This is a genomic window from Streptomyces netropsis, from assembly GCF_014203545.1.
GTDB classification, from domain to species: Bacteria; Actinomycetota; Actinomycetes; order Streptomycetales; family Streptomycetaceae; genus Streptomyces; species Streptomyces netropsis.
Genome location: NZ_JACHJG010000002.1, coordinates 433,995 through 447,854 on the forward strand (window position 1 = coordinate 433,995; position 13,860 = coordinate 447,854).

General features: G+C 74.6%; 1 protein-coding gene (cut by a window edge). It reads left to right on the top strand.

Annotated features, from left to right (window positions below):
• Nucleotides 1–13,860, top strand: the start of a protein-coding gene (locus FHS38_RS06735; RefSeq protein ID WP_184731764.1) for a type I polyketide synthase. The gene runs 14,562 nt beyond the window's last position; only the first 13,860 of its 28,422 coding nucleotides appear in the window; the start codon lies at nt 1–3; its stop codon lies off the right edge, out of view.

Below are 13,860 nucleotides of genomic sequence, written 5' to 3' on the forward strand. Positions count from 1 at the left end.
ATGGACAACGAACAGAAGCTCCGGGACTACCTCAAGCGAGCGACAGCCGATCTCCGACGGACGCGGCAGCGGGTGCAGGAGCTCGAGTCGGCCTCCCAGGAGCCCATCGCCATCATCGGCATGACCTGCCGCTACCCGGGTGGTGTGGCCGGCCCGGAGGACCTGTGGCGGATGGTCGAGGCCGGCGGGAACGGCATCACCGACTTCCCCACGGACCGTGGCTGGGACCCCGAGGCCCTCGCCGCCTCCCAGACGAACTCCGGTGGCTTCCTGCACGACGCGGCCGAGTTCGACACCGGCTTCTTCGGGATCTCCCCGCGCGAGGCGGTGGCCATGGACCCGCAGCAGCGGGTGCTGCTGGAGTCGTCCTGGGAGGCCTTCGAACGCGCCGGCATCGACCCCACCTCCATCCGGGGCACCCAGACCGGTGTGTTCATGGGCGCGATGGCCCAGGACTACCGCGTCGGCCCCGCCGACGGCGTCGAGGGCTTCCAGCTCACCGGCAACACCGGCAGTGTGCTGTCCGGCCGCATCTCCTACGTCTTCGGTGCCGTCGGTCCCGCCGTGACCGTCGACACCGCCTGCTCCTCCTCGCTCGTGGCCCTCCACCTCGCCACCCAGGCGCTGCGCGCGGGCGAGTGCTCGCTCGCTCTCGCCGGTGGTGTCACGGTCATGGCGAGCCCCACGACGTTCGTCGAGTTCAGCCGCCAGGGCGGGCTGTCCGCCGACGGCCGCTGCCGTTCCTTCGCCGACTCCGCCGACGGCACCGGCTGGGCGGAGGGCGTCGGTGTGCTGGTGCTGGAGCGGCTCTCCGACGCCCAGCGCAACGGGCACGAGATCCTCGCCGTGGTGCGCGGCAGCGCCGTCAACCAGGACGGCGCGTCCAACGGCCTGACCGCCCCGAACGGCCCCTCCCAGCAGGCGGTGATCCAGCAGGCACTGGTCAACGCCCGGCTGTCGGCCGACGAGGTCGACGTCGTCGAGGCACACGGCACGGGCACCACGCTGGGCGACCCCGTCGAGGCCCAGGCACTGCTCGCCACGTACGGCCGCAACCGCGACGAGAGCCGGCCGCTGCTCCTCGGCTCGGTGAAGTCGAACATCAGCCACACCCAGGCCGCCGCCGGCGTCGCCGGTGTCATCAAGATGGTCATGGCCATGCGCCACGGCGTCCTGCCCAAGACCTTGATGGTCGACGCCCCCTCGTCCCACGTGGACTGGTCACAGGGCGCCGTCCGCCTCCTCACCGAGAACACCGCCTGGCCCGAGACCGGGCGGCCGATGCGTGCGGCCGTCTCCTCCTTCGGCATCAGCGGCACCAACGCCCACACCATCGTCGAGCAGGCCCCCGAGCCCGAGAACGACCCCGAGGGCTCGGCGGACGTCACCGTCGCCCCGGGCGTCGTGCCCGTGCCGGTCTCCGGCCGGACCCGCGAGGCCCTGCGGGCCCAGGCCGGACGACTGCTGTCCGCCCTGACCGCCGACCCTCGGCCCGGCGTCCTCGACACCGCGTACTCCCTGGCCACGTCGCGCGCCGGCTTCGAGCACCGCGCCGTGCTCGTCGCCGCCGGACACGACGACGTCGTCGCCGGTCTGACCGCCCTGGCCGAGGACCGCCCGGCGCCCGGCTGCGTCCAGGGCACCACCCAGGGCGAGGGCAAACTCGCGTTCCTCTTCTCCGGCCAGGGCAGCCAACGCCTCGGCATGGGCCGGGAGCTGTACGAGCGGTTCCCCGTCTTCGCCGAGGCCCTCGACGAGGTCCTCGCCGCATTGGACAGCCACCTGGACGGGTCGCTGCGCGACGTCATGTGGGGCGAGCAGGAGGAGGAGCTGGAGCGCACCGGCTACGCCCAGCCCGCCCTGTTCGCCGTCGAGGTCGCTCTCTTCCGGCTGACGCAGTCGTGGGGCGTCAAGCCCGACTTCCTGGCGGGCCACTCCATCGGCGAGGTCGTCGCCGCCCACGTCGCCGGGGTGCTGTCGCTGAGCGACGCGGCCGCCCTGGTCGCCGCCCGCGGCCGTCTCATGCAGGCACTGCCGGCCGGTGGCGCCATGGTGGCCGTCCAGGCCACCGAGGACGAGGTCCTGCCGCTGCTGGCCGACCAGCCGGCCGACCAGGTGTCCGTCGCCGCGGTCAACGGCCCCGGCGCCGTCGTCGTCGCCGGCGCCGAGGACGCGCTCGCCGGCATCGTCGCCCGGCTGGAGGCCGACGGCCGCAAGACCAAGCGGCTGCGCGTCTCCCACGCCTTCCACTCGCCGCTCATGGAGCCGATGCTCGACGAGTTCCGCGCGGTGGTGTCCGGCCTGACCCTCCAGGCCCCGCTGATGCCGTTCGTGTCGAACCTGACCGGCGAGCCCGTGACCGTCGCACAGGTCACCTCCACCGACTACTGGGTCGACCACGTCCGCCGGGCCGTCCGCTTCGCCGACGGCGTCGACTGGCTGCGCGGCCACGGCGTGACCACCTTCCTGGAGCTCGGCCCCGACGGTGTCCTCGCCGCCATGGCCCAGAGCTGCCTCGACGAAGCCGGCGCCGACGGCCACGCCGCCCTGCCGCTGCTGCGCGCCGGCCGCCCCGAGGTGCAGGCCGTCACCACCGGCCTCGCCGGTCTCCACACCCGAGGCGTCCCGGTGACGTGGGACGCCTACTTCGAGGGCACCGGAGCGCGCCGCGTCGACCTGCCGACCTACGCCTTCCAGCGGCGGCGGTACTGGCCCAAGGACAACCCCGGCCAGTCCGGCGACCTGCGCGCCGCGGGACTCGGCGTGGCACACCACCCGTTGCTGTCCGCGGCGGTCTCCCTCGCCGACTCCGACGGCGCCCTGCTCACCGGCCGCCTGTCACTGCACTCCCACCCCTGGCTCGCCGACCACGCCGTACGGGGCACGGTGCTGCTGCCCGGCACCGCCTTCCTGGAGCTGGCGATCCGCGCCGGTGACGAGGTCGGCTGCGACCGGGTCGAGGAGCTGACGCTGGCCGCACCGCTGACGCTGCCCGAACAGGGCGGCATCCAGGTGCAGTTGTGGATCGGCAGCCCCGACGGGACCGGTCGCCGGACCCTCAACGTCTACTCCCGCCCGGACGGCGCCGACGAGCTGCCGTGGACGCAGCACGCCACCGGTGTGCTCGCCGCCGGTGAGCACCGCATGCCGTTCGACGCGGCCGCCTGGCCGCCGCCGGGTGCCGAGCCGGTGTCGCTCGACGGCCTCTACGACCGCCTCGCGGAGGACGGGTTCGGCTACGGCGCGACGTTCCAGGGACTGCGGGCCGCCTGGCGGCTCGGCGACGAGGTGTTCGCCGAGGTGAGCCTGCCCGAGGGCGGCGAGGCCGACGCGGGCGCGTTCGGCCTCCACCCCGCGCTGCTGGACTCGGCGCTGCACGCGGCCGGGTTCACCGACCTCGGCGCGCAGGGCCAAGGCGGGCTGCCCTTCTCCTGGGAGGGCGTGTCGCTGCACGCCACCGGGGCCACGGCGCTGCGGGTGCGGCTCGCCCCGGCCGGTGAGGGCACGGTCTCGATCGCCGTCGCCGACACCTCCGGCGAGCCGGTCGCCTCCGTCGACTCCCTGGTGCTGCGTCCGGTGTCGGAGCAGCGCCTCGGCGACGCCGCCGGGGCGGCCCGGGACGCGCTCTTCCGTCTGGACTGGGCGCCGGTACGGGCCGAGTCGGCCGAGCCCGGGTCGGTGGCCCTGGTGGGCCGGGACGCCTTCGGGCTGGCCGAGGCGCTGCCGGGTGCGGTGCCCCACCAGGACCTGGCGTCCTTGCCGGCCTCGGACGCGGCGATGCCGGCCGTGGTGCTGGTCCCCGTCGCCGGTGAGTTCGGTGACGGGATGGTCGGGTCCGCGCACGCGCTGGTGGCCCGGGCCCTGGGCCACGTACAGAACTGGCTGGCCGACGAGAGGTTCGTCGGCTCGCGCCTGGTGTTCGTGACCCGGGGTGCCCTGGGCGGCGGCGACCCTGCCGCGGCATCGGTGTGGGGTCTGGTGCGCTCGGCGCAGACGGAGAACCCCGGCTGCTTCGGGCTGCTGGACCTGGAGACGGAGGCCGGGGACGACGCCTCGGCCGCCGCGCTCACACGGGCGCTGGCTTCCGACGAGCCGCAGCTGGCCGTCCGCGCGGGCGAGCTCAAGGCCGCGCGCCTGGCCCGGGTACCGGTGTCGGACGCCGTGTCCGGGACGGCCGTCTGGGACGCCGAGGGCCGGGTGCTCGTCACCGGCGGCACCAGCGGCCTGGGTGCGGTCGTGGCGCGGCACCTGGTGGCCGAACACGGTGTGCGGCGGCTGCTGTTGGTGAGCCGCCGGGGTCTCGCCGCCGACGGTGTGGACGACCTGGTCGCGGAGCTGGCGGAGCTGGGCGCCGAGGCCGTGGTGGCCGCGTGCGACATCGCCGACCGTGACGGTCTCGCCGAGCTGCTCGCTCAGCACCCGGTCACCGCCGTGGTGCACGCGGCGGGGGTCCTCGACGACGGTGTCATCGCTTCCCTGACGCCCGAACGCGTCGACGCGGTGCTGCGCCCGAAGGTCGACGCGGTGTGGAACCTGCACGAGCTGACCCGCGACGCGGACCTGTCCGCCTTCGTGGTGTTCTCCTCCGTCGCCGGTACCTTCGGCGGTGCCGGCCAGGGCAACTACGCGGCCGGCAACGCCTTCCTCGACGCCCTGATGCAGCGGCGCCGCGAGGAGGGCCTGCCCGGGATCTCCCTGGTGTGGGGCCCCTGGGACCAGTCCGGCGGCATGACCGGCACGCTCGGCGACGCCGATCTCCAGCGGCTGGCCCGCGCGGGCATGCCGGCGCTGTCGGCCGAGCAGGGCGTCGCGCTGTTCGACGCGGCCCTGGCCACCGACGAGCCCGTCGTCCTGCCGGTCCGCCTCGACCTGCCCGCGTTCCGTGCGAGCGGCGACGTCCCGCCCCTGCTGCGCGGCCTCATCCGTACGCGCGCCCGGCGCGCCGCCGTCGCCGGATCGAGCACGGCCACCGGCCTCGTGCAGCGTCTGGGACGGCTGGCGGAGGCCGACCGTGACGAGGCCCTGCTGGACCTGGTGCGCGGTCAGGTCGCCCTGGTGCTCGGGCACGCGGACGCCGGGGAGATCGACGTCGCCCGCCCGTTCCGCGACCTCGGCTTCGACTCGCTGACGGCGGTCGAGCTGCGGAACCGGCTGAACACCGTGACCGGGCTCCGACTGCCCGCCACCCTTGTCTTCGACTACCCGAGCGTGCGCACCCTGGCCGCGTACGTCCTCGACGAGCTGCTCGGCTCGGAGGCCGCCGTCACCGCGCCCGCCGCGCGGGCCGTGGACACCGACGACCCGATCGTGATCGTGGGGATGGCCTGCCGTTATCCGGGCGGGGTGACGTCGCCGGAGGACCTGTGGCGGCTCGTCACCGAGGGCACCGACGCGGTCTCCGGCTTCCCCGCCAACCGCGGCTGGGACGTCGACGGCCTGTACCACCCCGACCCCGACCACCCCGGCACGGCCTACACCCGATCGGGCGGCTTCCTGCACGACGCGGGCGAGTTCGACCCCGCCTTCTTCGGCATGAGCCCGCGCGAGGCGCTCGCCACCGACTCGCAGCAGCGTCTGCTGCTGGAGGCGTCCTGGGAGGCCGTCGAGCGCGCCGGGATCGATCCGGTGTCCCTGCGCGGCAGCCAGACCGGTGTCTTCGCCGGTGTGATGTACAGCGACTACAGCGCCGTACTCGCCGGTGGTGACTTCGAGGGCTTCCAGGGCAGCGGCACCTCCCCGAGCCTGGTCTCGGGCCGCGTGTCCTACACCTTCGGGCTCGAGGGCCCGGCGGTCACCGTCGACACGGCCTGCTCCTCCTCGCTGGTGACCCTGCACCTGGCCGCTCAGGCCCTGCGGGCGGGCGAGTGCTCGCTGGCGCTGGCCGGCGGTGTGACGGTCATGTCGACGCCGTCCGTGTTCGTCGAGTTCTCCAAGCAGCGGGGGCTGTCCGCGGACGGCCGCTGCAAGGCGTTCTCCGACGCGGCCGACGGCGTCGGCTGGTCCGAGGGCGTCGGTGTGCTCGTCGTCGAGCGGCTCTCCGACGCACGGCGCAACGGCCACCCGGTCCTCGCGGTCGTCCGCGGCAGCGCCATCAACCAGGACGGCGCCTCCAACGGTCTGACGGCCCCCAACGGCCCCTCCCAGCAGCGCGTCATCCGCCAGGCCCTCGCCAGCGGTGGACTCTCGCCCGCCGACGTCGACGCGGTCGAGGCCCACGGCACCGGCACCACCCTCGGCGACCCGATCGAGGCCCAGGCCCTCCTGGCCACGTACGGGCGGGACCGGGACGAGGACCGGCCGCTGCTGCTCGGCTCGGTCAAGTCCAACATCGGCCACACCCAGGCCGCCGCCGGTGTCGCCGGCGTCATCAAGATGATCATGGCGATGCGCCACGGCATCCTGCCGCGCACCCTGCACGTCGACGCCCCCTCCAGCAAGGTCGACTGGACCGAGGGCGCCGTCGAGCTGCTCACCGAGCAGACGGCGTGGCCCGAGACCGACCGCCCCCGCCGCGCGGGCATCTCCTCCTTCGGCATCAGCGGCACCAACGTCCACACCATCATCGAGCAGCCCCCGGCCCCCGCCCCCGAGCGGACCGCCCCGAACGCCACAGCCGTCGTCCCGTGGCTGATCTCCGGCCGTACCCGCGACGCCCTCCGGGCGCAGGCGGCACGGCTGCGGTCCTACGTCGAGGCGCGCCCCGAGCTGGACCCCGCCGACGTCGCGTACTCCCTGCTGACCACCCGCTCCCGCTTCGACCAGCGCGCCGCCGCGGTGGCGGGCGACCGCGACGCGCTGCTGCGCGCGCTCGCCGCGCTGGCCGCCGACCGGCCCGACGCCCACCTGGTCGAGGGCGAGGCCGCCCACCCCGGCCGGACGGCGTTCCTCTTCGCCGGCCAGGGCGCGCAGCGCCTCGGCATGGGCCGCGAACTGTACGAGCGGTTCCCCGTCTTCGCCGAGGCCCTCGACGCGGTGCTCACCGAACTGACCCCGCGTCTGGACACCCATCTGGACCGCCCGCTGCGCGAGGTGCTCTTCGCCGCCGCGGACTCGGCCGACGCCGCCCTCCTGGACCGTACGGGCTGGACCCAGCCCGCCCTCTTCGCGGTCGAGGTGGCGCTGTTCCGCCTCGTGTCGTCCTGGGGCGTCACCCCCGACTACGTCACCGGGCACTCCATCGGCGAACTCGCCGCCGCCCACGTCGCGGGCGTCCTCTCGCTCACCGACGCCTGCACGCTGGTCGCCGCGCGGGCCGGACTCATGGAGGCGCTGCCGGCCGGTGGCGCCATGGTGGCCGTCCAGGCCACCGAGGAAGAGATCCTGCCGCTGCTCACCGACGGCGTGTCGATCGCCGCGGTCAACGGGCCGACGTCGGTCGTCGTCGCCGGTGACGAGGACGCGGTCCGGGAGATCGCCGACCGTCTCGCGGCGGAGGGGCGCAAGACCAAGCGGCTACGGGTGAGCCATGCCTTCCACTCGCCCCGCATGGACGCGATGCTGGACGACTTCCGGCGCGTCGCCGAGGGGCTGACCTACGCGGCACCGGCCATCCCGCTGGTGTCGAACCTGACCGGGCGGCTCGCCACCGAGGAAGAGCTGCGCTCCCCCGACTACTGGACCCGGCACGTGCGCGGCGCGGTCCGCTTCGCCGACGGCGTCCGCACCCTGCACGACGCGGGTGTGACCACCTTCGTGGAACTCGGCCCCGACGGCGTGCTGTCCGCCATGGCCCAGGACACCCTCGGCGACGAACACGGCGCCCTGCTCGTCCCCGTGCTGCGCGCCGACCGCCCCGAGGAGCAGACCGTCACCGCCGCGCTGGCGCGCCTGCAGGTGCACGGCGTGAGCGTGGAGTGGTCCGCCTTCCTCGCGGGCTCCGGCGCCCACCGGGTGGACCTGCCGACGTACGCCTTCCAGCACGAGTTCTACTGGCCGCAGGCCGCCTCGCCGGTGACCGCCGACGCGTCCGCCGACCCCGCGCACCAGCGGCTGTGGGCCGCCGTGGAGCGGGGCGACGCCGATGAACTGGCCACGATCCTGGGCCTCGCGGACGACCAGATCTCCTCGCTCGGCTCGCTGCTGCCCGCCCTGTCGTCCTGGCGCCAGGGCAACCAGGAGAAGGCCCTCCTCGACACCTGGCGCTACCGGGTCGAGTGGACCCGGCTGCGAGGCGCCGCCGCCCCGGCGGCGGACGGCAGCTGGCTGCTCGTCACCACCGACGGGATCGACGGCGAGCTCCGCGACGACCTGCTCGCCGCGCTGCACACCCACGGCACCCGGGCCCGTCTCCTGGTGCTCGACGACCCGTGTGCCGACCGGAGCGTCCTCGCCGAGCGGCTCACCGCCGTCGAAGGCGCCGAAGGCCTCACCGGTGTCCTGTCCCTCCTCCCGCTGGACGAGCGCCCCAGCCCGGCCTGTCCGCCGCTCACCACCGGACTCGCCCTGACGGTCGCCCTCACCCAGGCACTCGGCGACACCGGGTGGGGCGCCCGGCTGTGGACCGCCACCCGCGGCGCCGTGTCGACCGGCCCCGCCGACCCCGTCACCCGGCCCGCCCAGGCCGCCGCGTGGGGCCTCGGCCGCGTCGCCGCCCTGGAGTACCCGCGAAGCTGGGGCGGACTCGTCGACCTGCCCGAGGTGCTCGACAAGCACGCCGTACAGCGCCTGCTGGGCGTCCTGACCGGCCTCGACGGCGAGGACCAGGTGGCGGTCCGCGCCTCCGGCCTCTCCGGCCGCCGCCTCGCCCGCGCCTTCGCCCAGGACCTGCCCGCCGAGACCGCGTTCACCGCCCGCGGCACCGTGCTGATCACCGGCGGCACCGGGGCGCTCGGCGCCGAGGTCGCCCGCTGGCTCGCCCGCAGCGGCGCCGAGAACCTGGTGCTCACCAGCCGCCGCGGTCCCACCGCCCCCGGCGCCGCCGAACTCCGCGCCGAACTGGAGGCGCTGGGCCCCCGCGTCGAGATCGTCGCTTGCGACGTCGCTGACCGCGACGCGCTGGCCGCCGTGCTCGCGGCCGTCCCCGACGAGCTGCCGCTGACCGGTGTCGTGCACACCGCGGGCGTCGGCCAGGCCGCACCCCTGGAGCAGACCCCCGTCACCGCCTTCGCCGAGCTGACGTCGGCCAAGGCGGCGGGCGCGGCCAACCTCCACGCCCTGCTCGGGGACCGCGAACTCGACCTCTTCGTCCTCTTCGGCTCGATCGCCGGCGTGTGGGGCAGCGGCGGCCAGAGCGCCTACGGCGCGGCCAACGCCTACCTCGACGCCCTGGCCGAACACCGCCGCGCCCACGGCCTGACCGCGACCTCCGTGGCCTGGGGCCCCTGGGCCGAGGCCGGCATGGCCGTCGACGACGCCATCTCCGACAGCCTGGTCCGCCAGGGCCTGGGCTTCCTCACCCCGCAGTCCGCCATGACCGAACTGCGGCGCGCGGTCGTGCAGGGGGACGTCACCGTCACCGTCGCCGACGTCGAATGGGAGCGCTACTTCCCGCTCTTCGCCTCGATGCGCCCCAGCGCGCTGCTCGCCGACCTGCCCGAGATCCGCGCCCTCCAGCTGAGCACCGAGCACGAGACCGGTGCCGCCTCCGAGTACGCCGCACGCGTCCGCGCCCTGGCCGAGGAGGAGCGGGAGCGGCTCCTCGTGGACCTCGTCCGCGACGAGGCCGCCGCGGTCCTCGGACACGGCTCGGCGGACTCCGTCCCCGAACAACGGGCCTTCCGCGAGGCCGGCTTCGACTCGCTGACCGCCGTGGAGCTGCGCAAGCGGCTCGGCACGGTCACCGGCCTCACCCTGCCGGCCACCATGGTCTTCGACTACCCCACGCCCCTCGCCCTGGCGCGGTACCTGGCCGCCGAGATCTTCGGCGCCGGCATCGACGTGGCCGGCCCGGTCGCCACCTCGGCGGCGGCCGACGACGAACCGATCGCGATCATCGGCATGAGCTGCCGCTACCCGGGCGGGGTCACCTCGCCCGAGCAGCTCTGGCGGCTCGTCGCGGACGGGGTGGACGCCATCTCGGAGTTCCCCGCCAACCGCGGCTGGGACACCACCGGCCTCTACGACCCGGACCCCGACCGGGCCGGTACGACCTACACGACGCAGGGCGGATTCCTGCACGAGGCGGGCGAGTTCGACCCCGGGTTCTTCGGCATCTCCCCGCGTGAGGCACTGGGCATGGACCCGCAGCAGCGCCTGCTGCTGGAGACCACCTGGGAGGCCGTCGAGCGGGCCGGCATCGACCCCGCCTCGCTGCGGTCCAGCCTGACCGGCACGTTCATCGGCTCCAGCTACCAGGAGTACGGCCGCGGCGGCGCCGAGCCCGGCTCCGAGGGCCACATGGTCACCGGCAGCCAGCCGAGCGTCCTCTCCGGCCGGGTGTCCTACGTCTTCGGCCTGGAAGGCCCCGCGGTCACCGTCGACACGGCCTGCTCCTCCTCGCTGGTCGCCCTGCACCTGGCCTGCCAGTCGCTGCGCAACGGCGAGACCACCCTCGCGGTCGCGGGCGGCGTCACGGTCATGACGACCACCGACCCGTTCGTCGCCTTCAGCCGCCAGCGGGCGCTGGCCACCGACGGCCGGTCCAAGGCGTTCGCCGAGGAGGCGGACGGCTTCGCGCTCGCCGAGGGCGTCGGCATCCTGCTCGTCGAGCGGCTCTCCGACGCACGGCGCAACGGCCACCCGGTCCTCGCGGTCGTCCGCGGCAGCGCCATCAACCAGGACGGCGCCTCCAACGGCCTCACCGCCCCCAACGGCCCCTCCCAGCAGCGCGTCATCCGCCAGGCGCTGGCCAACGCGCGACTGTCCCCCTCGGACGTCGACGCGGTGGAGGCCCACGGCACCGGCACACCGCTGGGCGACCCCATCGAGGCCCAGGCCCTCCAGGTGACCTACGGCCGCGACCGCGACGCGGACCGGCCGCTGCTGCTCGGCTCGGTGAAGTCCAACATCGGCCACACCCAGTCGGCCTCCGGCGTCGCCGGTGTCATCAAGATGGTCATGGCGATGCGCCACGGCCTGCTGCCGAAGTCGCTGCACAGCGACAACGCCTCGTCCCACGTCGACTGGTCGGCCGGTGCGGTCGAGCTGCTCACCGAGCCGGTCGAGTGGCCGGCGGGGGAGCGGCCGCGCCGCTGCGCGGTGTCCTCCTTCGGCATCAGCGGGACGAACGCGCACGCGGTGCTGGAGGAAGCGCCGCGCGCCGAGGACCTCACGGCCGCGGAGCCCGCCTCCCCGGCCCCGGCGGACGACGCCGCGGTGCTGCTCCCATGGGTGGTGTCCGCGCGCAGCGCGCCCGCCGTCCGGGACCAGGCCGCGAGCCTGGTGTCGGCCGTGGAGGCCGAGCCGGGCTGGCGTCCGGCCGACATCGGGTTCTCGCTGACGTCGGCACGCTCGCTGTTCGAACACCGCGCGGTCGTCGTCGGCACGGACCGCGAGGAGCTGCTGACCGGCCTGCGGGCCGTCGCCGCCGACGCGTCGTCGCCCGCCGTCGTGCGCGGTGCCGCGGACGTCGACGGCAAGACGGTGTTCGTGTTCCCGGGGCAGGGTTCGCAGTGGGTGGGCATGGGTGCCCGGCTGCTGGAGGAGTCGCCCGTCTTCGCCGAGCGCGTCGCCCAATGCGCCGACGCCCTCGGCCCGTTCGTCGACTGGTCGCTGACCGACGTCCTGCGCCAGGCACCGGACGCCCCCTCCCTGGAGCGGGTCGACGTCGTACAGCCGGCGTCGTTCGCGGTGATGGTGTCGTTGGCGGCGTTGTGGCAGGCGCATGGTGTGCGTCCTGATGCTGTGGTGGGTCACTCGCAGGGTGAGATCGCCGCGGCTGTGGTGTCGGGTGCGTTGTCGTTGGAGGACGGCGCGCGGGTGGTGGCGTTGCGGAGCCAGGCCATCGGCCGTCGGCTGGCGGGGCGTGGCGGGATGATGTCGGTCGCGCTGCCGGTCGCGGAGGTCGAGGAGCGGCTGGACGGTTTCGCGGGCCGGGTGTCGGTCGCGGCGGTCAACGGGCCGCGTTCGGTGGTGGTTTCCGGTGATCCGCAGGGTCTGGACGACCTGGCCGCGCAGCTCACGGACGAGGGTGTTCGGGTCCGGCGGATCGCGGTGGACTACGCCTCGCACTCCGCTCAGGTCGAGGACCTCCACGACGAACTGCTGTCCGAGCTGGGACCGATCCGGCCCCGCGAGTCCGAGGTGCCGTTCCTGTCGACCGTCACCGGCGCGTGGCTGGACACCAGCGGCATGGACGCCGAGTACTGGCATCGCAACCTGCGCAACACCGTCGAGTTCGAAGCGGCCGTGCGGTCGCTCCTCGGTACGAACCACCGGGTGTTCGTGGAGGTCAGCTCCCACCCGGTGCTGACCGTCGGCGTCCAGGACATGCTCGACGACGCCACCGGCCAGGGGCTGGTGACCGGCACGCTGCGGCGTGACGAGGGCGGTCTGCGGCGGTTCCTGACCTCGCTGGCCGAGGTGTTCGTCCGGGGCACGGCCGTCCGCTGGCCGGTGGACCTCACCGCCGTCGGCGCCCGCCGGGTCGACCTGCCCACGTACGCCTTCCAGCACGAACACCTGTGGATCGTGCCCTCCGAAACCGACCGGACGGGTACCACGGACCCCGCCGACGACGCCTTCTGGGCGGCCGTCGAGCAGCAGGACGTCTCCGCTCTCACCTCGAGCCTGCATATCGACGAGAAGTCCCTCGCCGCCGTGCTGCCCGCCCTGTCGTCGTGGCGCCGTGAGCGGCGTGAGCAGTCCGCGCTGGACGCGTGGCGCTACCGCGTCGCCTGGTCGCCGCTCAGTGGTGTCCCGCAGGCTTCGGTGTCGGGCACCTGGCTGGTGGTCGGTGCCGAAGGCATCGCCGACGACGACGTGGTGGCCGCGCTGTCCGGCCAGGGCGCCGAGGTGCGCCGCCTGGTGCTGGACGAGTCCTGCGTCGATCGCGCCGTCCTCGCGGCCCGGCTGCGGGACGTCGCAGACGTGGCCGGCATCGTCTCGGTGCTGGCGGCGGCGGAACAGCCGTGCGCCGCGTACCCGGCACTGGCCTCCGGTCTCGCCCTGACGGTCGCGCTCGTCCAGGCGCTGGGCGATGCGGGCATCGACGCCCCGCTGTGGTGCGTGACCCGTGGCGCGGTCTCGACCGGCCGTTCGGACCTGGTGACGAACCCGGTGCAGGCGCAGGTGCTGGGCGTCGGCTGGACGGCCGCGCTGGAGCACCCGCAGCGCTGGGGCGGCATGATCGACCTGCCCGACACGCTCGACGAACGCGCCGGACAGCGGCTCGCCGCCGTCCTCACGGGTACCACCGGCGAGGACCAGCTCGCGATCCGCCCCTCCGGCGTGTTCACCCGCCGGGTGCTCCCCGCCCCGGCCGGCGAACCGAACCCGGACCGCGCGTGGTCGCCCCGGGGCACCACACTGATCACCGGCGGCACGGGCACCCTGGGCCCCCACATCGCGCGATGGCTCGCGGGCCAGGGCGCCGAGCGCCTGGTCCTCGTCAGCCGCAGCGGCATGAACGCCCCCGGCGCCGCCGAGCTCGTGGCCGAACTCGCCGAACAGGGCGCCGAGGCCTCCGTCGCCGCCTGCGACATCACCGACCGCGACGCGCTCGCCGAACTGATCGCCACGCTGAAGGCCGACGGCCACACCATCCGCACGGCCATCCACACCGCCGCCGTCATCGAGCTGCACTCGCTGGCGGAGACCACCATGGAGGCCTTCGCCAAGGTCGTCCACGCCAAGGTCGCCGGAGCACAGAACCTCGACGAACTGCTGGACGACGCCGAACTGGACGCCTTCGTCCTCTTCTCGTCCGCCGCCGGCATGTGGGGCAGCGGACAGCACGCCGCCTACGTGGCGGGCAACGCGTTC